The organism is Pseudomonas sp. FBCC-B35, from assembly GCF_059133755.1.
In genome coordinates this window covers 1,505,434-1,524,708 of sequence record NZ_CP101439.1, presented here as the reverse complement: position 1 = coordinate 1,524,708, position 19,275 = coordinate 1,505,434, and the positions used below count along the sequence as shown (strand labels likewise).

14 protein-coding genes and 6 tRNA genes are annotated in these 19,275 nt (G+C 61.9%); 2 read left to right on the top strand and 18 right to left on the bottom strand.

Annotation, left to right across the window (positions count from 1 at the left end; genetic code table 11):
• Positions 1-51 precede the first annotated feature (51 nt).
• From truA to leuC, 8 genes are all read right to left on the bottom strand, one after another.
• Positions 52-906: a tRNA pseudouridine(38-40) synthase TruA gene (gene truA / locus NMB38_RS06800; protein ID WP_088523036.1), complete on the bottom strand. Its 855-nt coding sequence runs from the start codon at positions 904-906 to the stop codon at positions 52-54.
• Between the two features lie 111 nt (positions 907-1,017).
• Positions 1,018-3,636, bottom strand: a complete 2,619-nt coding sequence (locus tag NMB38_RS06795; RefSeq protein ID WP_494354928.1) for a motility hub landmark protein FimV — start codon at positions 3,634-3,636, stop codon at positions 1,018-1,020.
• Between the two features lie 71 nt (positions 3,637-3,707).
• Positions 3,708-4,712, bottom strand: a complete 1,005-nt coding sequence (locus NMB38_RS06790) for an aspartate-semialdehyde dehydrogenase (RefSeq protein WP_088523034.1) — start codon at positions 4,710-4,712, stop codon at positions 3,708-3,710.
• Positions 4,713-4,905: 193 nt separating this feature from the next.
• A complete protein-coding gene (asd, locus tag NMB38_RS06785; protein ID WP_027916490.1) occupies positions 4,906-6,018 on the bottom strand; it encodes an aspartate-semialdehyde dehydrogenase in 1,113 nt (370 codons plus the stop codon).
• A 62-nt stretch (positions 6,019-6,080) separates the two neighbouring features.
• Entirely contained in the window at positions 6,081-7,163 is a 1,083-nt protein-coding gene (gene leuB, locus NMB38_RS06780) for a 3-isopropylmalate dehydrogenase (RefSeq protein ID WP_028688132.1), read from the bottom strand.
• Positions 7,164-7,217: 54 nt separating this feature from the next.
• Entirely contained in the window at positions 7,218-7,982 is a 765-nt protein-coding gene (locus tag NMB38_RS06775; RefSeq protein WP_028688131.1) for a class I SAM-dependent methyltransferase, read from the bottom strand.
• Between the two features lie 139 nt (positions 7,983-8,121).
• On the bottom strand, positions 8,122-8,766 hold the full coding sequence (gene leuD, locus NMB38_RS06770) for a 3-isopropylmalate dehydratase small subunit (RefSeq protein ID WP_145130169.1): 645 nt from the start codon (positions 8,764-8,766) through the stop codon (positions 8,122-8,124).
• The gene (gene leuC / locus NMB38_RS06765; protein WP_125922719.1) at positions 8,763-10,196 is read right to left on the bottom strand and encodes a 3-isopropylmalate dehydratase large subunit; all 1,434 of its coding nucleotides are present in this window, start codon (positions 10,194-10,196) and stop codon (positions 8,763-8,765) included. Before leuC ends, leuD begins: the two co-directional genes overlap by 4 nt.
• A gap of 130 nt (positions 10,197-10,326) precedes the next feature.
• On the opposite strand from leuC, the gene NMB38_RS06760 reads away from it, so the two are divergent.
• Together NMB38_RS06760 and NMB38_RS06755 are read left to right on the top strand one after the other, a co-directional pair.
• Entirely contained in the window at positions 10,327-11,205 is an 879-nt protein-coding gene (locus NMB38_RS06760; RefSeq protein ID WP_027916485.1) for a LysR family transcriptional regulator, read from the top strand.
• Positions 11,206-11,261: 56 nt separating this feature from the next.
• The gene (locus tag NMB38_RS06755; RefSeq protein WP_196110525.1) at positions 11,262-14,546 is read left to right on the top strand and encodes a sensor domain-containing protein; all 3,285 of its coding nucleotides are present in this window, start codon (positions 11,262-11,264) and stop codon (positions 14,544-14,546) included.
• A gap of 66 nt (positions 14,547-14,612) precedes the next feature.
• On the opposite strand, the gene NMB38_RS06750 is transcribed toward NMB38_RS06755, so the two are convergent.
• The 10 genes from NMB38_RS06750 to gltX all read right to left on the bottom strand — a co-directional run bounded on the left by NMB38_RS06750 (position 14,613) and on the right by gltX (position 19,275).
• Positions 14,613-15,056 carry an Hsp20 family protein gene (locus NMB38_RS06750; RefSeq protein WP_027916483.1) on the bottom strand — a complete coding sequence of 148 codons (444 nt, stop codon included), beginning with the start codon at positions 15,054-15,056 and terminating at the stop codon, positions 14,613-14,615.
• 132 nt (positions 15,057-15,188) lie between these two features.
• On the bottom strand, positions 15,189-16,160 hold the full coding sequence (locus NMB38_RS06745; protein WP_027916482.1) for a tRNA dihydrouridine synthase: 972 nt from the start codon (positions 16,158-16,160) through the stop codon (positions 15,189-15,191).
• Positions 16,161-16,210: 50 nt separating this feature from the next.
• Positions 16,211-16,645, bottom strand: coding sequence for an acyl-CoA thioesterase (locus NMB38_RS06740; protein ID WP_027916481.1), 435 nt, complete (start codon positions 16,643-16,645; stop codon positions 16,211-16,213).
• A 160-nt stretch (positions 16,646-16,805) separates the two neighbouring features.
• Positions 16,806-16,881 (bottom strand) — tRNA-Glu (locus tag NMB38_RS06735).
• A 42-nt stretch (positions 16,882-16,923) separates the two neighbouring features.
• Positions 16,924-16,999, bottom strand: a tRNA-Ala gene (locus tag NMB38_RS06730).
• Between the two features lie 51 nt (positions 17,000-17,050).
• A tRNA-Glu gene (locus NMB38_RS06725) sits at positions 17,051-17,126 on the bottom strand.
• Between the two features lie 42 nt (positions 17,127-17,168).
• A tRNA-Ala gene (locus tag NMB38_RS06720) sits at positions 17,169-17,244 on the bottom strand.
• Between the two features lie 51 nt (positions 17,245-17,295).
• Positions 17,296-17,371: transfer RNA gene (locus NMB38_RS06715), tRNA-Glu, on the bottom strand.
• A gap of 73 nt (positions 17,372-17,444) precedes the next feature.
• Positions 17,445-17,520: transfer RNA gene (locus NMB38_RS06710), tRNA-Ala, on the bottom strand.
• Between the two features lie 273 nt (positions 17,521-17,793).
• Entirely contained in the window at positions 17,794-19,275 is a 1,482-nt protein-coding gene (gltX, locus tag NMB38_RS06705) for a glutamate--tRNA ligase (RefSeq protein ID WP_111475701.1), read from the bottom strand.

The following is a 19,275-nucleotide window of genomic DNA, read 5'->3' as shown; positions in this document are numbered from 1 at the left end:
AACCTGTTTGCGCGGTCAAAGGCGGAATCTTAGCAAATGGCGCTTCGTGCGTCAGTCAGCCAATGCGTCGTAGCCCGTCAGAAAGTGCGGGCCAATGTAACGCTCGGGCAGCGCAAAGGCCTCCGGGTACTCCACCTGGACCAGATAAAGCCCATAGGGGTGGGCCGTGACGCCACCTTCGCGGCGGTCCCGCCCCTCGAGCACCTGACGCGCCCACTCCACCGGCCGTTCGCCCGCGCCGATAGCCATCAGCACGCCGGCGATGTTGCGTACCATGTGATGCAGGAACGCGGTAGCCCGGATATCCAGCACGATCATCTGCCCGTGACGGGTAACCCGCAGGTGATAGATGTGCTTGATCGGCGACTTGGCCTGGCATTGGCTAGCGCGGAACGCGCTGAAATCATGGGTGCCAAGCAGGCTCGAAGCGGCCTGCGCCATGCGCTCGGTGTCCAGCGGACGATGATTCCAGGTCACCTCCTCGGCCAGGTGAGCAGGCCGAATCGGATCGTTGTAGATCACGTAGCGATAGCGCCTGGCACAGGCCTTGAAGCGCGCATGGAAATCGGCTGGCATGGGCTTGGACCATACGACGCTGATGTCATGGGGCAGGTTGAAATTAGTGCCCATGGTCCAGGCGCGTTCGTCACGCACCGCACGGGTGTCGAAATGCACGACCTGCCCACAGCCATGCACGCCTGCATCGGTACGGCCGGCGCAGACGACTGAAATGGGCTCGTTGGCCACTTTGGAAAGTGCCTGTTCCAAGGCTTGCTGAACACTGGGCACGCCGCTGGCCTGGCGTTGCCAGCCGCGGTAGCGGGCGCCCTTGTATTCCACACCCAAGGCGATACGCGTGCAGCCTTCGGCAGCGGATTCGGCCGAGGCGGTGTCGATGATGTCCAAGAATCTGCAACCTGTTGGTGTACGAAATGCCGGGGATTATAACGACAATGGCAGCCGTACAGGGCTGCCATCGGGTTCACGGGTTACGACCAAAGGGCTCCACGCGAAGGCCTAGACCAGACGCGAAAGCATATCCTCTGCTTCTTCGCGCTGACGTTCATCGCCATCCTTGACCACTTCGTCGAGGATGTCGCGGGCGCCTTGGTGATCGCCCATGTCGATGTAGGCGCGGGCCAGATCGAGCTTGGTGGCCACCTCGTCGGCGCCCGAAAAGAAGTCGAAATCCAGGTCGTCGATCGGTTCGAGCTCAGGTTGCGCGGCGGCATCCTCTTCAGTGAAGTGCGGCTCCAGGGAGGGCGACTCCAGACTTTGCGAGAGTTTGTCCAGCTCGGCGTTGACGTCATCGAGTTCGGAGGCGAACTGTTGCGCGCCTGGCGAATCGTCCTGCAGGGAGAGGTCAAAATCGGCCGGCAGGTTGAAATCGGTGGCCGGATCAAAGGCCGGTACCGGATCGATTGCACTGGGCGCTGCGTCATCCCGATCACCCGTCCCCTCGGGTTCACCGATGTCCAGGTCGAAATCGGACAGATCCTGGGCTGGCGTGGCTTCAGCGCTGGCTTGCGCCAGCAAGGTTTCGAAGTCTGCATCGGCCGGGTCTTGCATTTGGGCCTCTGAAGCGAGCGCATCAGTGGTCGGGCTGGCAGCCGATGTCGCGGGCTCGGGAGAAGGCTCGTCCAGGCTCAAGTCGAAATCGTCATCCAGCGCCGGATCATCCAGCTGCGCAGTATCGAGCGTCGGAATATCCCCGAAGGCGTCCGAATCGGCAGCGGCCTGAGCCTGCGGCTCCGCTGCCACTGCAGGTGATGAAACCGGCTGATCATCGAGCAGCCCTTGCACATACTGCTCGTCCAGCTTGGCAGCCAAGGCAGCAGCGCCCACACCGGCCGCCGCCAAGGCCAGCATCGCCGGGTAACGCTCGCGAAGGCCGGCCACTTCTGCGGTGTTCCCCGCCGTCGCCGGCAACTGGCGCTCCTGCTCGGCGAAGGCGCTTTGATCACCTTGGCGAGCGTAGACCTCCATCAATTTCAAGCGCAGGTCATCGCGCCTGGGCGCGCTGGCAACTGCAGGCTCCAGCAGCTCCGTGGCACGGTTCAGGCGACCCTCGGCAATGCACACCTCGGCCTGCGCCAACAAGGGCCCATAAGGGTCTGCCGCGGGCTCACGCACAGGTTGTGCAACGGGTTTTTCAGAGGCCGCTGCCGCTGCCGCCGAGGCGGCGACCGCCGCTGGCGAGAGCGTAACGGTCGGGGACACGACTTCGACGCCATCCAGGCTGTCATCCTCTGGATCGAAACCCTCGATCTGCTCCTCTTCCAGAGCGCGCGCCATGCGCAAATGCTTCTCGGCTTCCTGTTGGGCCCTGCGCTTACGCGCCAGCAGCCAGAGCAGCAGCGCCAGGACCAGGACGGTAGAACCGGCGATCAGCCATAGCAACCAGCGGCTTGCCAGTACGTCGTCGAGGCTGCTGTCCGCCTGGGTGTCTGCGGCAGCGGGTTGGGCGTCTGGCGCAGCCGAGGGCGCTGGCGCGATCACGGGTTGATCGGGAACGGCCGGCTGGCTCGCCGTCGGGACCGGGTCGGTCACAGGCACAGCCGCCTGCGCAGGCGCCAGGGTCTGTTGACCGGGTTCGCCAGGGACCGCTGCTGCTGGCGCAGGGGTAGCCGCACCTTGAGCTTCCAGCCGGGCCAATTGATCGTTCTTGAGCTCGATCAGGCGCTGCAGCTTGTCCAGCTGGCTCTGCAGGTCGGACATGCGGCTTTTGAGTTCTTCGTTGTCACGGCGGCTGGTGTCCAGGCTTTCCTGGGCCACTGCCAGCTTGTCGTTCAGCGCCTTGGCCTGACCGGTACCCGGCTGGTTGCCGGGGCTGACCAGGCGCAGGTTGTCGCCTTGGGCGATGGCAGCGGGTGCGGCGTCTGCTGCACCACGGCGGGTGGCGTCGAGCTGGCGGGCACGTGGCCCCAGGCGTCTACCCTCGCGCCAGGCCGCGTACTGCTCGGCGACCTCGCGATTGGCTTCACCTTGGGCGATGCTCTGGATCTGTTGCTGATCGGGCAGGCGCAACACCTGGCCTACCTTGAGCTGGTTGATGTTGTTGCCGATGAACGCATCCGGGTTCAGCGCCTGGATCGCGATCATGGTTTGCTGGATCGACCCGCCCTGGGCGTTGCGCGCCGCGATCTGCCACAGGGTATCGCGGCGCTGGGTCGTATAGCTGCCAGGGCCGGTGGTCGCAGCGGCGACAGTGCCCGTTGCGGCCTGCGGGCCCTGGGCCTTGGCCTGATCCAACAGGACGCTGTAGTCACGCAACAGGCGGCCCTGAGGCCACATCACCTGTACCAGGAACTTGACCACCGGCCCCGGCATGGGCTGGCTGGAGGTCACGCGAAGCACGCTTCGGCCATTGGGGTTGATCACAGGCGTAAAGCGCAAGTCCTGCAAGGCGCTGGAGAAGTTCACGCCTGCCTTGGCGAACTCTTCAGGCGGGGCCAGGCTTGGTGCCAGCTGCGCCGCGGTCAGGTCACGCACATCGAGCAGTTCGATTTCGGCCTCCAGTGGCTGGTTCTGCGCCGACTTCAGGGTCAGCTCTCCCAAGCCCAGAGCGTTGGCCATGCTCGAGGACAGCGCCGAGGCTGCTGCCATGGCCAGAACCAGTTTGCGGATTCGAAGCATGAACTCTTCCCTTGTATGGATCGTCCCGAAACGTGCAGGCAGAGCAGGACAAAAGTGCCTGCCAGTATCTTTTACAGACCGTGTTTAATCAACAATTGTGCCACCTGCACAGCGTTGAGCGCCGCGCCCTTGCGCACATTGTCGGTGGTCAACCAGAGGTTGAGCTGCTGGGTTTGATCAACGCCATGGCGTACACGTCCAACATAGACCACGTCCTGCCCCACTGCGTCGCCAACCGGTGTTGGATAGTCGTCCGGATCTACCCGGTCGATGCCTGCCGCCACGTCCAAGGCCTGGTTGACGGCCGACAAATCCACGGCGTGGCGGCACTGCACCGCCACATTGAAGCTATCGCCGAAAAACACCGGGACTTGAATGCAGCTTGCTGAAATACTCAGTTCAGGCTGGCCCAGCAGCTCGCGCAGCTCCTGCACCATCCGCCGCTCTACGGCGGTATGACCCTGTTCGTCGACCTTGCCGACCTGGGCCAGCACGTTGAAGGCGACCTGGCGGTCGAAGAAACGCGGTTCCAACGGACGGGCATTGAGCAACTCGGCCGTTTGCCGCGCAAGCTCGTTGACTGCCTCACGGCCTTGGGCCGATACCGCCAAAGACGCCACCACCTGAACATGCTCGATGTCCAGCAAATGCTTGATCGGGGCCAGGGCGGCGGCGGCGGCCACGGCTCCTGAACAGGGGCTTGTGATCAGCGCGGGCCGCTTGAGCCCCGCCACTTGCTCGGCGTTGGCTTCTGGAACGACAACCAGGGCGTTGTCCAGGGCACCGGACAGGTCGATGACGGTGCAGCCCGCTTGCACAGCCTGGGTGGCGAAGCTGCGGCTGACCGCGGCACCGGCTGCAAAGAACGCCAGCTTGACCTGCCCGAAATCGAACCCCTCGACTTCACGTACCTTGAGCTTCTTCCCGGCGAACATCACGCTGCTGCCCGCCGATTCGATGCTGGCGAGCAGATGCAGGGTGGCGACCGGGAAATCCAGCTCTTCGAGAATCTGGACCAACGCCTCACCGACGCTGCCGGTGGCACCGACGACGGCGATATCGAATGAAGGTTTCATATTGCAGGCTGCCTCTGGCGAAACGGGAGCGGCACTTTACCCGCATTACACAAGCGAGGCCAACGCCGACCCGTCGCAGGTAGTCGCCACCTGCCTGTGCGCAGCCTCGTATCCCCTGCCACCTTCACCGCACGCCTCAAAATAAAAAACCCGCGCTGGGAGCAGCGCGGGTTCGGGTACAGATGGGGCCGTATCAACGTTCCAGCAGGATCCGCAGCATACGACGCAGTGGTTCGGCAGCGCCCCACAGCAGTTGGTCACCTACCGTGAACGCCCCCAGGTACTGGGAACCCATGTTCAGCTTGCGCAGACGACCAACCGGAATGTTCAACGTGCCGGTCACCTTGGTGGGGGTCAGTTCCTGCATGCTGATTTCGCGCTGGTTGGGTACCAGCTTTACCCAAGGATTATGCTGGCTGATCATGCCTTCGATGTCGGCGATCGGCACGTCCTTGTTCAGCTTGATGGTCAGCGCCTGGCTGTGGCAACGCATGGCACCGATGCGCACGCAGATGCCATCCACCGGAATCGGGTTCTTGAAGCGACCCAGAATCTTGTTGGTTTCGGCCTGCGCCTTCCATTCTTCGCGGCTCTGGCCGTTGGGCAACTCCTTGTCGATCCAGGGGATCAGGCTGCCGGCCAATGGGACGCCGAAGTTTTCAGCCGGGTAGGCATCGCTGCGCATGGCTTCGGCCACTTTACGGTCGATGTCGAGGATGGCGCTGGCCGGGTTGGCCAGGTCCTCGGCGACCGCCGCATGGGTGGCACCCATCTGCTTGATCAGCTCGCGCATGTTCTGCGCCCCTGCACCGGACGCTGCCTGGTAGGTCATGGCGCTCATCCAGTCCACCAGACCGGCCTCGAACAACCCGCCAAGGCCCATCAGCATCAGGCTGACCGTGCAATTGCCGCCGATGAAGTTGCGAGTACCGGCATCAAGCTGGTGGTCGATGACCTTGCGGTTGACCGGGTCGAGCACGATGACCGCATCATCCTGCATCCGCAGGGACGAGGCCGCATCGATCCAGTAGCCCTGCCAGCCTGCTTCGCGCAGCTTGGGGAACACTTCATTGGTGTAGTCGCCGCCCTGGCAAGTCAGGATCACGTCGAGGGTCTTGAGCTCTTCGATGGAATACGCGTCCTTGAGCGGCGCGGTATCCTTGCCCACGTTCGGGCCCTGGCCACCAATATTGGAGGTGGTGAAGAACACGGGCTCGATAAGGTCGAAATCCTGCTCCTCCAGCATTCGCTGCATGAGCACGGAACCAACCATGCCGCGCCAACCGATCAGACCTACACGTTTCATCGCAACTACACCTTTGCTAAAAGTGGGCCGCCATCGGGATTGGGGATGGCGGGCCAGAGAGATTACAGATTCCGCAGCGCTGCGACTACTGCGTCGCCCATTTCCTGCGTGCCGACCTTGCGGCAGCCCTCGGAGAAAATGTCGCCAGTGCGCAAGCCCTGGTCGAGCACCAGGCTGACAGCCTGCTCGATGGCCTCGGCAGCAGCCGACTGGTCGAAGCTGTAACGCAGCATCATCGACACGGACAGGATGGTGGCCAACGGGTTGGCGATGCCTGCTCCGGCGATGTCCGGCGCCGAGCCGTGGCAGGGCTCGTACATGCCCTTGTTGTTGGCATCCAGCGACGCCGATGGCAGCATGCCGATGGAACCGGTCAGCATGGAAGCTTCATCCGACAGGATGTCGCCGAACATGTTGTCGGTCACCATGACGTCGAACTGCTTCGGTGCGCGCACCAGCTGCATCGCCGCGTTGTCGACGTACATGTGGCTCAGTTCCACATCCGGGTAATCCTGTGCCACGCTCTCGACCACTTCCCGCCACAGCTGACTGGAAGCCAGAACGTTGGCCTTGTCCACCGAGCACAGCTTCTTGCCACGCACCCGGGCCATGTCGAAACCGACGCGGGCGATGCGCCGCACTTCGCTTTCGCTGTAGGGCAAGGTGTCATAGGCCTGGCGCTCGCCACCTTCAAGCTCGCGCTGACCACGTGGGGCACCGAAGTAGATGCCGCCGGTCAGCTCGCGAACGATGAGGATGTCCAGGCCAGAGACGATTTCCGGTTTGAGCGAGGACGCATCGGCCAGCTGCGGATAGAGAATGGCCGGGCGCAGGTTGGCAAACAGCCCCAGTTGCGAGCGGATCTTCAGCAGGCCGCGCTCAGGACGAATGTCACGCTCGATCTTGTCCCACTTGGGACCGCCTACGGCGCCGAGCAGCACGGCATCGGCCTGGCGTGCACGCTCCAGGGTTTCATCGGCCAGCGGCACCCCGTGCTTGTCGATGGCTGCGCCACCGATCACGTCATGGGTCAGGCTGAGGTCGAGCTGGTACTTGTCATTGGCCAACTCCAGCACCTTGACGGCTTCGGCCATGATTTCAGGACCGATGCCATCACCCGGAAGAATCAAAATCTGCTTGCTCATGCTTTCCTCTATGCATTCACGCAGCGCGGCGAATCGGGCCGCGCCGAAAAAGGCTTAACGTTCTGCCCACAGCACCAGCACATCCGTGCTGAACGAGCCATCGGCCTCGATCTGGTAATACTGCCGTACTTCTTCGCCCATGGCTTGCTGCAGTTCGCGGATGGCCAGGCGCATCGGCTCAGGGGTGCGCATGCGCTCGACCCAACTGCCGAATTCCAGGCGCAGTGACTGCCGGGCATGACTGCGAACACGCAGGCCGGCCTCGCTGACCTGGCGCTGCCACTGGGCAGCAGAATAATTGCGAACATGACTGGTGTCGCGCAGCACTTCTACCGCTTGCAGGTACGTGTCCAGCAGCGGGCTACCAGGCGACATGACGTCGATGAATGCCGCCACGCCGCCCGGCTTGAGCACGCGGCGCACCTCGCGCAGCGCCAGGCCCAGGTCGCTCCAGTGATGGGCTGAGTAGCGGCTGAACACGTAGTCGAACGACGCATCGGCAAATGGCAGCGATTCTGCCGCGCCACGCTCGGTCATGATATTGGTCAGCGCGCGATCGGCGGCAGCGTTGGCGACGACGTCCAGCATGGACTGGGAAAGATCGTACGCGACCACCTGCGCCACCAGCGGCGCAACCTGGAAGCTGACGTGACCTGCCCCGCAGCCCAGGTCCAGCACGCGTGCATCGCCCTGCCCCTGCAACTCGGCCTGCAACAGCGCGAACTCGCTGCCTTGAGCATGCACGGCGCTGCTGAGGTAGGCACCCGCCTGATCGCCAAATTGGCGCTGAACCACATCGGTATGCTGTGTACGAGTCATTGGGATGTCCTGGTGATGGAGGAGTTGCCGATACGGGATCGACCATGGCGGCAGTGGTACAGGCTGTCGCCAGAGAGCGTGGGCGATCCGGCTTGCACCGACCTGCTGGCAAGCAGGCCGGTGAGCGCGTTGGCTTCAGTCAGGCGTCACGGAACAGCCAGGGTTGCGCAGCACGGTGCTTGTCCTCGAACGCCTTGATCGCATCGCTGTCCTGCAGGGTCAGGCCAATGTCGTCCAGGCCATTGAGCAGGCAATGCTTGCGGAATGCGTCGATCTCGAAGTGCAGCACCTTGCCGTCCGGACGTGTCACCGCCTGGGCCTGCAGGTCGATGGTCAGCTGGTAACCTGGCGCGGCTTCTACCTGCTTGAACAGCTCATCGACTTCTTCATCGCTGAGGATGATCGGCAGCAAGCCGTTCTTGAAGCTGTTGTTGAAGAAGATATCGGCAAAGCTTGGCGCGATGATGCTCCGAAAGCCGTACTCGTCCAGGGCCCAGGGGGCATGCTCACGGCTGGACCCGCAACCGAAGTTCTCACGCGCCAACAACACACTGGCGCCTTGATAGCGCGGGTGATTGAGCACGAATTCCTCGTTTACCGGGCGCTTGCTGTTGTCCTGATAGGGCTGGCCTACGTCCAGGTAACGCCACTCGTCGAACAGGTTGGGGCCAAAGCCTGTGCGCTTGATCGACTTCAAGAACTGCTTGGGGATGATCTGGTCGGTATCGACGTTGGCACGGTCCAACGGCGCAACCAGGCCTATGTGCTGAGTGAAAGCTTTCATGCTGCGCTCCCTTGGATCAACTCGCGGACATCGATGAAGTGGCCGGTGACGGCGGCCGCGGCGGCCATGGCCGGGCTCACCAGGTGCGTGCGGCCACCTGCGCCCTGACGACCTTCGAAGTTACGGTTGGAGGTGGATGCGCAGTGCTCGCCGCTTTCCAGCCGATCCGGGTTCATGGCCAGGCACATCGAGCAGCCTGGCTCGCGCCATTCGAAGCCGGCTTCGACGAATATCTTGTCCAGGCCTTCACGCTCGGCCTGAGCCTTTACCAGGCCCGAGCCGGGAACGACGATGGCTTGCTTGACGCTGCTCGCCACCTTGCGGCCCTTGGCGATCTGCGCTGCCGCGCGCAGGTCTTCGATGCGCGAATTGGTGCACGAGCCGATGAACACGCGGTCCAGGTGGATATCGGTGATCGCCTGGTTGGCCTTCAGGCCCATGTACTTCAGGGCGCGCTCAATGGAGCCACGCTTGACCAGGTCGGCTTCGGCAGCCGGGTCCGGCACCCGCTGGTCGACGGCAAGCACCATTTCTGGCGAGGTACCCCAGCTGACCTGCGGCTTGATCTGCGTGGCATCGAGTTCGACCACGGTATCGAAAACGGCATCCTCATCGGACACCAGGTCTTTCCACGCCTGGACAGCACGCGTCCACTGCTCGCCCTTGGGCGAGTAAGGGCGGCCTTCGACATAAGCGATGGTGGTGGCATCGGTGGCCACCAAGCCAACACGGGCACCGGCTTCGATGGACATGTTGCAGATGGTCATGCGGCCTTCCATCGACAGCTCGCGAATGGCACTGCCCGCGAACTCCATCGCGTGACCGTTGCCACCGGCAGTGCCGATCTTGCCGATCACCGCCAGGACGATGTCCTTGGCCGTGACACCCGGCGGCAGCTGGCCTTCGACGCGCACCAGCATGTTCTTCATCTTCTTGGCCACCAGGCACTGGGTAGCCAGTACGTGTTCGACCTCGGAGGTGCCGATGCCGTGGGCCAGCGCACCGAAGGCGCCGTGGGTGGAGGTGTGTGAGTCGCCGCAGACCACGGTCATGCCTGGCAAGGTAGCGCCTTGTTCGGGGCTGATGACGTGGACGATGCCCTGGCGCTCGTCGTTCATCTTGAATTCGACGATGCCGTATTCATCACAGTTCTCGTCGAGGGTCTGCACCTGCAGGCGCGACACCTGGTCGACAATGGCTTCGATCCCGCCCTTGCGCTCCGGGGTGGTCGGCACGTTGTGGTCGGGCGTGGCGATGTTGGCATCGATACGCCATGGCTTGCGATTGGCCAGGCGCAGCCCTTCGAAAGCCTGCGGCGAGGTCACTTCATGGATGATGTGACGGTCGATGTAGATCAAGGACGAGCCGTCATCACGGCGCTTGACCTCGTGGGCTTCCCAGAGTTTGTCGTAGAGCGTTTTGCCAGCCATCAGACTGTTCCTCATCAGCGTCTTTCTATGCCAAAGACCCCTTGGCTTGTATGGGCGATGCTAGGGGGTTAGAGTGAATAACTCAAATTCATAATTTTTATCCTTTGGATAACCGAAAGGAATTCTCCCAATGGACTTGGCCAATCTCAGTGCATTTATCGCCATTGCGGAAACCGGCAGCTTTTCCAGTGCAGCCGAGCGCCTGTACCTGACCCAGCCTGCCGTCAGCAAGCGCATTGCTGGCCTGGAGCAGCAGTTGAGCACACGGTTGTTCGACCGCCTGGGCCGCGAGGTGACATTGACCGAAGCCGGGCGTGCACTGCTTCCCAGGGCCTACCAAATTCTCAACGTGCTTGAGGATACCCGACGGGCGCTGACCAATTTGTCAGGGGAAGTGGGGGGGCGGTTGACCCTGGCCACAAGCCACCACATCGGCCTGCACCGTCTTCCCCCATTATTGCGGGCTTTCACCCGCCAATACCCGGCAGTGGCGTTGGATATTCAGTTTCTGGATTCGGAACAGGCCTACGATGAGATTCTGCATGGTCGTGCCGAACTGGCGGTCATTACCCTCGCACCTGAGCCCCACCCCCTGATCAACGCGGTACCGGTATGGCAGGACGCGCTGGATTTCGTAGCCGCCCCCGAGCACCCATTGGCCAACAACGACGCCGTTACCCTTGCCGATGTGTCTTGCCACCCTGCGGTGTTTCCAGGAGGCAATACGTTCACCCACCACATTGTCCAGCGTCTGTTCGAAAGCCAAGGCCTGACACCGAACATCGCCATGAGCACCAACTACCTGGAAACCATCAAGATGATGGTATCGATCGGTCTGGCCTGGAGCGTGCTGCCGCGCACGATGCTTGACGACCAGGTGGCACCCATCGCCTTGCCCGGCATTGGGTTGTCCCGCCAGCTAGGCTACATTCTGCACACCGAGCGGACCCTGTCCAACGCCGCCAAGGCGTTCATGGCCCTGCTCGATGGCCATGCCGCAAGCGTCTGAACAGCCGTCTGCCCGGCCCCTTCAAGGATGTGCCCCATGCCAAAGGTCTGGTAACCATGCCCAAATCAGCAAACCGCTTCATGCGCCTGCCGCGAATCCATGCGGCAGACCCCGAGGCGTCGGAGCAGGCCTGGCAGAGTGCGCCGCAGCTGTTGGCCGCCTTGAATGGTGCGCGCCTGGGTGCGTGGCTTTGGGATATTGAAAGCGGCCGGGTAAGCTGGTCCCGGGGCACCCAGGCCCTGTTCGGTTTCGACCCGCTGCGCGCCCTGCCCGGAGACATCGATTACCTGGACCTGCTTGCCGAAGAGGACCGCGCGCGAACACGCAAGGCGTTCCAGGCGGTGTTCGATGGCGAACCGGTAGGGCGGGCCATGCGCCACCGCATTCGCTGGCCAGACGGCAGCCTGCATTGGCTGGAGATCAATGGCAGCCTGACCTGCGACCCGCACGGCAGGCCGCAGATGATTGGGGTGGTACGCGAGATCACGCGCCAGCGCGAGCGGGAAACTGCGCTGATGAACTCTGAAAAGCGCCTTGCCACCCTCTTCCACCTGAGCCCCAATGCCATCTTGTTGACCCGACGTCACGACGGCATGATCTTCGAAGTCAATCGGCACTTCGAGGATACATTCGCCTGGCCCGCCAGCCAGGTCATCGGCCGTACCAGCGTGGCGTTGGGGTTGTGGGCCGACGCCGCGCAACGCCAGCACATGCTCGATTCTTCGCGCCTGAACAGCGGCCCGCTGACCATGGAGGTGCAGTTTCGCGGCAGCGACGGCAAGGTCCACGACGGCATCCTTTGCACCCAGGGCATCGAGCTTGAAGGCACCACCTATCAACTCAGTACCTTCGTCGACACCACTGAGCGAAAGCGCGCGGATCTTGCCCTCAAGGACAGCCAGGAGCGCCTGGACCTTGCGCTGGATTCGGCGCAGCTAGGCACGTGGGACTGGCACATTCCTAGCGGCATGCTCTACGGCTCGGCCCGGGCTGCACAATTGCACGGGCTGCCGCCAGTAGCCTTTCACGAGTCCTTCGATGCGTTTTTCGAAGGCGTTCCGGAACAGGAACGCCTCTCCATGCGCAAGGCCTACAGCAGCCTGCGCGAAGGGCCGGCTGGCAATTATCAGTTCACCTACCGGGTACAGTTGGAGAATGGCGTTTCGCGGTATATCGAAAGCCGTGCGCGCTTGTATCGCGACGATCACGGCAACCCTCTGCGCATGGCCGGCACCCTGCTCGACATCACCGACCAGGTTGAGCGCGAGCTTCGCCTGAGTGCCTCGGAGGAAAAGTTTGCCAGCCTGTTTCAAGTCAGCCCCGACCCTATCTGCGTAACGCGCCAGGACACGGGACAATTCATCGAGATCAACCCCGCCTTCACCCATACCTTCGGTTGGACGACCGAGCAGTTGATCGGCCGCACGGCCCAAGAAATAGGCTTGTGGGCCGAATCGGCCCTGCGTGCGCACCGCATCGAACGGGTCATCCGCGAGCAGGCCCTGAGCAATGTTGCGTTGGTCGTCCATCACCGCAGTGGCGACGCCTTGACCTGCCTGATCTCCAGCCGCCTGATCACAGTGGACGGCCAACCCTGCAGCGTCACCACGCTGCGCGACATCACCCAACAGCAGCGGGCAGAGGCAGCGCTCAAATCCAGCGAAGAGAAATTCGCCAAGGCGTTTCACTCAAGCCCGGACGCCATCACCATCACTGAATGCGCAACCGGGCGTTACCTGGAAATCAACGACGGTTTCTGCCGTTTGACCGGATACTCGGCGGGCGAGGTCGTCGGGCGCACCGTTTTCGACATCGGCATCTGGACCGATGCGCAACAGCGAACCACCCTGCTGGCCGAACTGCGCGAGCATGGCCGGGTACACCACCGAGAAATGCTGGGGCGCAACAAGCGCGGCGATCTCCTGACGGTAGAGGTGTCCGTGGAGCAGATCCTGCTCAACGACGTGCAGTGCCTGCTGATGACCGCGCGGGACGTCAGCCAACTGAAACACGCCCAGGCACAGATCCGTCACCTTGCCTACCACGACCCGCTGACCAATCTTCCGAACCGTGCTCTGCTGATGGAGCGGCTGGGTCAGCAGATCGCCTTGCTCAAGCAGCGCAATCTGCGCGGCGCCCTGCTTTTCCTCGATCTGGACCATTTCAAGCACATCAACGACTCGCTGGGCCATCCGGTCGGTGATGCAGTGCTCAAGATCATCACGGCCAGACTAGAGGCCAGTGTACGTGTAGAGGATACCGTGGCACGGCTGGGCGGTGACGAGTTCGTGGTACTGCTCAGCGGCCTGGAAGGCGATCGTGATGAGGTCGAGGATACGGTTCGCCAGTTGGCTGACACCCTACGCGCGCTGCTGGCCCAGCCCATGTCACTCGACGGCCAACGCCTGCAGGTGACCCCCAGCATTGGCGTGGCCTTGATCCCGGACCACGGCACAACGCCTGCCGACCTGCTCAAACGCGCCGACATCGCGCTTTACCGCGCCAAGGACTCCGGGCGCAATACGACTCAACTGTTTCATGCCAGCATGCAGAAGGCGGCCAGCGAACGCCTGCGCATGGAGAGTGATCTACGCCTGGCGCTGGCCCGTGGCGAAATGGCCTTGCATTACCAGCCGCAGGTCGACGCCCGCGACAACCGGATCGTCGGTGCCGAGGTGCTGCTGCGCTGGCACCACCCTCAACTCGGCCAGCAGTCGCCAGGCCAGTTCATTCAGGTCCTTGAGGAAAGCGGGTTGATTCTGGAGGTGGGCAATTGGGTACTCGATGAGGCTTGCGTTGCCTGCGCCCACCTGCTGGCCGACGGCTTGATAGATGCCGACGATTTCAGCCTGTGCGTCAACATCAGCCCGCGGCAATTTCGCCAGAAAGATTTTGTTGGCCGCGTCCTGCGCAGCCTCGACGACAGTCAGTTGCCCAGGAAACTGCTCAAGCTCGAGATCACCGAAGGTATCGTCATTCAGAACCTGGAAGACACCATTGCCAAGATGCGGGAGTTGCAAAGCCACGGGGTAACGTTTGCCATGGACGACTTTGGCACGGGGTATTCCTCGCTGACCTACCTCAAACGCCTGCCCGTCGATGCACTGAAGATTGACCAGACATTCGTCCGTGACGTAACGATAGACCCCAACGATGCTGAAATCGTCCGCGCCATCGTCGCCATGGCGCTTAGCCTTGGGCTTGCGGTAATCGCCGAGGGCGTAGAGCTGACCGAACAGCTGGCGTTTCTGGAAAAACTGGGGTGTCACCTGTACCAGGGCTACCTGCACAGCCGGCCTTTGCCGCTACAGGCGTTCCGGCGACTGTTGCAAGCGCCCTGAAGTGACCGCGCGCCTGCACAACGCAAGAAGGGCACCCTGGGGTGCCCTTCTTGGTGATGCGCTGGATCAGTTCAGCGCGGGTTGCTCGCCGTTGATCGGGATGCGCTTGGCCTTGGCTTCTTCAGGCACGATACGCAGCAGATCGATGCTAAGCAGACCGTTGGCCAAGCCCGCTGCCTTGACCTCGATGTGGTCAGCCAGGCGGAAGGAGAGCTTGAAGGCGCGCTGGGCAATGCCCTGGTGCAGGTATGTCACTTCTGCCGAGCCATTGTCACGCTTGCCACCGGTCACGGTGAGCACGCCTTTTTCGACCTGAAGGTCGAGATCCTCTTCCTGGAAACCAGCCGCGGCAACCACGATGCGGTACTGGTCATCACCGTGCTTTTCCACATTGTAGGGCGGGTAGCTGCTACCAGCCTCATTACGTGCCGCGGATTCGAACAGGTCATTGAAGCGGTCGAAACCAACGGAGTGGCGGAACAGTGGTGCAAGAGAGAAAGCGGTAGTCATGGTCATAACTCCTGAGATATCAGCAAGTAAGTCATTACGCGACCCGAATTCGGCATCGCGTACTCAAGAGATAAGGTCCATCAAGGCGCTTTCAAGGGCCGTGCAAAAAAAAATTTCGCCTGTGCCAGGTGGTCACGCCACCTGCGCTTGATCTGCCGTCGACGCCACGCCAAGCAAGCGCCCGATGCGCGCGCAGTCATCTTCGCGGCGCAGCTCGGCGAACAGCAGCACGGCCTCAGGGTAGCTGCGCGTCAACATGGCGACCCATTGCTTCATTCGTCCCGGGGCGTATCGGGGTGATAGTTTGGCCTGGGCTTGAAGCCAGAACGCCTGAAGTAGCGGCAGCAATTGCTCCCAACCCATGGCCTGGTAGGGCGTTCCGGCATTGGCTGCGGCAATCTGCACACCCAGGTCAGGGCGAGAAACCAGGCCACGCCCCAGCATGATGTGCTCAGCGCCGCTGACTTCCCGGCAGCGACGCCAGTCGTCGACCGTCCATATCTCGCCATTGGCGAACACCGGCACCTTGACCACGTCCTGCACGCGCGCCACCCACTCCCAGTGCGCGGGCGGCTTGTAGCCTTCAACCTTGGTCCGGGCATGTACCACCAAATGGGCCGCCCCGCCCTCAGCCAGGGCCACGCCACAGTCCAGCGCCCCATCCGGGGTGTCGAAACCCAGGCGCATCTTGGCGGTGACGGGGATCGCGGCAGGCACCGCGCGCCGGACCTCGCGGACAATGGCGTGGAGCAACTCAGGCTCCTTGAGCAGCACCGCCCCACCCCGGGACTTGTTCACCGTCTTGGCGGGGCAGCCAAAGTTGAGGTCGATGACCGGGGCGCCCAGCTCGCAGGCCAATGCAGCGTTATCGGCAAGGCACGCTGGGTCGGACCCCAGCAGTTGCACGCGCATGGGCACGCCTGCCGCCGTATGCGCGCCGTTGCTCAGCTCGGGGGCCAATTTATGGAACGAGGAGGCTGGCAGCAGGCGATCACAGACGCGGATGAATTCACTGACGCACCAATCGACGCCGCCTACGCGGGTCAGTACGTCTCGCAGAATGTTGTCGACCAGCCCCTCCATGGGGGCCAGGGCAATTTGCATGGAATGATCTCGGCGCAAAAGGCGGCAGTCTAGCAAAATTTAGGCGTGCTTCAGGCGGGCATCAGCGCTGGCCCGTAGCCGTCCAGAAATTCGGCAGGCATGCGCTTGGGTTTGCCAGTAGACAGCTCGATACACGCAAAGGTGGTCCGGGCGCGAAGCAAGGTCATCCCATCACGCGCACGACGCAGCTGAAACCGTCGGGTCATGCGCAGACGCTGATCCCAGTCGACGATCCAGGTGGCTAACTCCAATTCGTCACCTTCGTAAGCGGCGGCGAGGTAATCGATTTCGTGACGGACCACCGCCATGGCGCGATCAAGCAGGCGATACGCCGCAAGGTCCAACCCCAGGCGTTGGGAATGTCGCCAGGCGCAACGTTCTAGCCAAGTGACGTAGACGGCATTGTTGGCATGCCCCAGTCCATCGATGTCTTCGCTGCCGACAAGCACGTCGATTATGAAAGGTGTGGGCAGGTCCCAGCTCATGTTCATGTCCCATGGGGCAAAAAGGGAATTTAGCAGTGAGCGGACCAGAAATGTCCACCCCAGAAGGGAGAGCGGCGTTAGGGATTTTTTAGTAGAAAAAACAAAAGGCCCATTCAATATGCGAATGAGCCTTTAAAGTCCCGCAAAACGCGGGTAAACGTGGCGTCCCCTAGGGGACTCGAACCCCTGTTACCGCCGTGAAAGGGCGGTGTCCTAGGCCACTAGACGAAGGGGACGTAACCTTCGCAAAAGTCTGCAATGCAAACCCTGGCAGTAATTGGTGGAGCTAAGCGGGATCGAACCGCTGACCTCCTGCATGCCATGCAGGCGCTCTCCCAGCTGAGCTATAGCCCCAGATTTCTAGCCTCGCGGCCCAGCAATGTCGAAACACTGCTTGTGTAAAACTGGCGTCCCCTAGGGGACTCGAACCCCTGTTACCGCCGTGAAAGGGCGGTGTCCTAGGCCACTAGACGAAGGGGACATAACCTTCGCAAAAGTTTGCAATGCAAACCTTGGCAGTAATTGGTGGAGCTAAGCGGGATCGAACCGCTGACCTCCTGCATGCCATGCAGGCGCTCTCCCAGCTGAGCTATAGCCCCAGATTTCTAGCCTCGCGGCCCAGCCATGCCGAAACATCGCTTGTGTAGAACTGGCGTCCCCTAGGGGACTCGAACCCCTGTTACCGCCGTGAAAGGGCGGTGTCCTAGGCCACTAGACGAAGGGGACGAACCTTCTTACCTTCAAGAACGTGCTGCTAGTGCCCGTTCTACGTGTCAGCCATTGGCTGACAACAGGAATTTGGTGGAGCTAAGCGGGATCGAACCGCTGACCTCCTGCATGCCATGCAGGCGCTCTCCCAGCTGAGCTATAGCCCCACAGAGTCACGCTGAACCGATACGCTGGCTGGGTGCCTGGCGTTTCGTTTATGTTCATCGCTGTGGACGGGGCGCATATTAAGATCCAGGTGCAGGCCTGTCAAACTAAATCTTCAAAAAAACCAAAAGTTTTTTCACAGATAACAATCACTTACCGCCCTGCCCCGCAATATCGGTTTATCGGGCGGGCCAGACCAGCCTGCAACGCTGGATCCATTGCACACGGCAGCGGCCGACCGTCGTGGGAACGACGGCCTGCCCGCCTGCCTCATCTCAAGCGATGGTAGCCAGCTGCTTTTCCCATTCCTTGTTTTCTTTCTTGGAAACACCGCCCAGCAAATCCAAGGCCTGACGCAGACGATATCGGGTCAGGTCAGGGCCGAGGATTTCCATGGCATCGAGCACCGACACCGAGCTTGCCTGCCCGGTGATCGCGGCGAACATCAAGGGCATGGCGTCACGCAGCTTCAGTTCCAATGCATCGACCACGCTCTGAATGCAACCGGTGATGCGCTCTTTTTCCCACTGACGCAGGCTCTCAAGCTTCCACAGGATCAACTGCAGGACCTGGCGCACCTGATCGGCCGACAATTTCTTGCTTTCGAACAGCTTGGCGTCAAGCTTCAGTGCGCCTTCGAAGAAGAACCCGCCCAAAGGCACCACCTGGCTGAACGTTTCAACCCGGCCCTGCACATGCGGCGCGATTTTCATCATGTAGTCGCTGTTGAACGCCCATTTCTGCAGGCGCTGGGCAAAGGCTTCCACAGGGAGCTCACGCAGCCATTGGCCGTTGAGCCAGGAGAGCTTCTCGATGTCGAAGATCGGCCCGCCCAGCGAAACGCGGGACAGGTCGAAGTGCTCGACCATTTCGGCCAGCGAGAACTTCTCGCGCTCATCGGGCATGGACCAGCCCATCCGGCCCAGGTAGTTGAGCATGGCTTCGGGCATGAAGCCCATGCGCTCGTAGAACGTCACCGACGTCGGGTTCTTGCGTTTGGAAAGCTTGGACTTGTCCGGGTTGCGCAGCAGGGGCATGTAGCACAGCTTGGGTTGTTCCCAACCGAAGTACTCGTACAACTTGATCAACTTGGGCGCCGACGGCAACCACTCTTCACCGCGCAGTACGTGGGTGATGCCCATCAGGTGATCGTCGACCACGTTGGCCAGGAAGTACGTGGGCAGGCCATCGTTTTTCATCAACACCTGCATGTCCATGCGATCCCACGGGATCTCCACGTCACCGCGCAACATGTCCGGCACCACGCACACGCCCTCGGCGGGCACTTTCATGCGGATTACATGGGGCTCGCCTGCGTCCAGCCGGCGTTGCACTTCGTCGGCGCTCAGCAGCAACGCTCGCCCATCGTAACGAGGCGTCTCGCCGCGGGCCTGCTGTTCGGCGCGCATCTGCTCCAGCTCCTCGGCGGTGCAGAAGCAATAGAACGCATGGCCGGCGTCGACCAGCTGCTTGGCGTACTGGGCATAGATTTCACCGCGCTCACTCTGCCGATACGGACCATGTGGGCCACCCACGTCCGGGCCCTCGTTCCATTCGATGCCCAGCCAACGCAACGCATCGAAGATCTGCTGCTCGGACTCGCGCGTGGAGCGCAGCTGATCGGTGTCCTCGATGCGCAGGATGAACTCGCCGCCGTGCTGTTTGGCGAAGCAGTAGTTGAACAGGGCGATGTAGGCGGTGCCGACATGGGGGTCGCCGGTAGGCGATGGCGCGATACGCGTGCGTACGGTGGTCAT

Coding starts and splice junctions, on each gene's coding strand:
- NMB38_RS06795 (WP_494354928.1), bottom strand. CDS start 3,636: ATGCTTCGAATCCGCAAACTGGTTCTGGCCATGGCAGCAGCCTCGGCG.
- NMB38_RS06790 (WP_088523034.1), bottom strand. CDS start 4,712: ATGAAACCTTCATTCGATATCGCCGTCGTCGGTGCCACCGGCAGCGTC.
- asd (WP_027916490.1), bottom strand. CDS start 6,018: ATGAAACGTGTAGGTCTGATCGGTTGGCGCGGCATGGTTGGTTCCGTG.
- leuB (WP_028688132.1), bottom strand. CDS start 7,163: ATGAGCAAGCAGATTTTGATTCTTCCGGGTGATGGCATCGGTCCTGAA.
- NMB38_RS06775 (WP_028688131.1), bottom strand. CDS start 7,982: ATGACTCGTACACAGCATACCGATGTGGTTCAGCGCCAATTTGGCGAT.
- leuD (WP_145130169.1), bottom strand. CDS start 8,766: ATGAAAGCTTTCACTCAGCACATAGGCCTGGTTGCGCCGTTGGACCGT.
- leuC (WP_125922719.1), bottom strand. CDS start 10,196: ATGGCTGGCAAAACGCTCTACGACAAACTCTGGGAAGCCCACGAGGTC.
- NMB38_RS06760 (WP_027916485.1), top strand. CDS start 10,327: ATGGACTTGGCCAATCTCAGTGCATTTATCGCCATTGCGGAAACCGGC.
- NMB38_RS06755 (WP_196110525.1), top strand. CDS start 11,262: ATGCCCAAATCAGCAAACCGCTTCATGCGCCTGCCGCGAATCCATGCG.
- NMB38_RS06750 (WP_027916483.1), bottom strand. CDS start 15,056: ATGACTACCGCTTTCTCTCTTGCACCACTGTTCCGCCACTCCGTTGGT.
- NMB38_RS06745 (WP_027916482.1), bottom strand. CDS start 16,160: ATGCAAATTGCCCTGGCCCCCATGGAGGGGCTGGTCGACAACATTCTG.
- NMB38_RS06740 (WP_027916481.1), bottom strand. CDS start 16,645: ATGAGCTGGGACCTGCCCACACCTTTCATAATCGACGTGCTTGTCGGC.
- gltX (WP_111475701.1), bottom strand. CDS start 19,275: ATGACCACCGTACGCACGCGTATCGCGCCATCGCCTACCGGCGACCCC.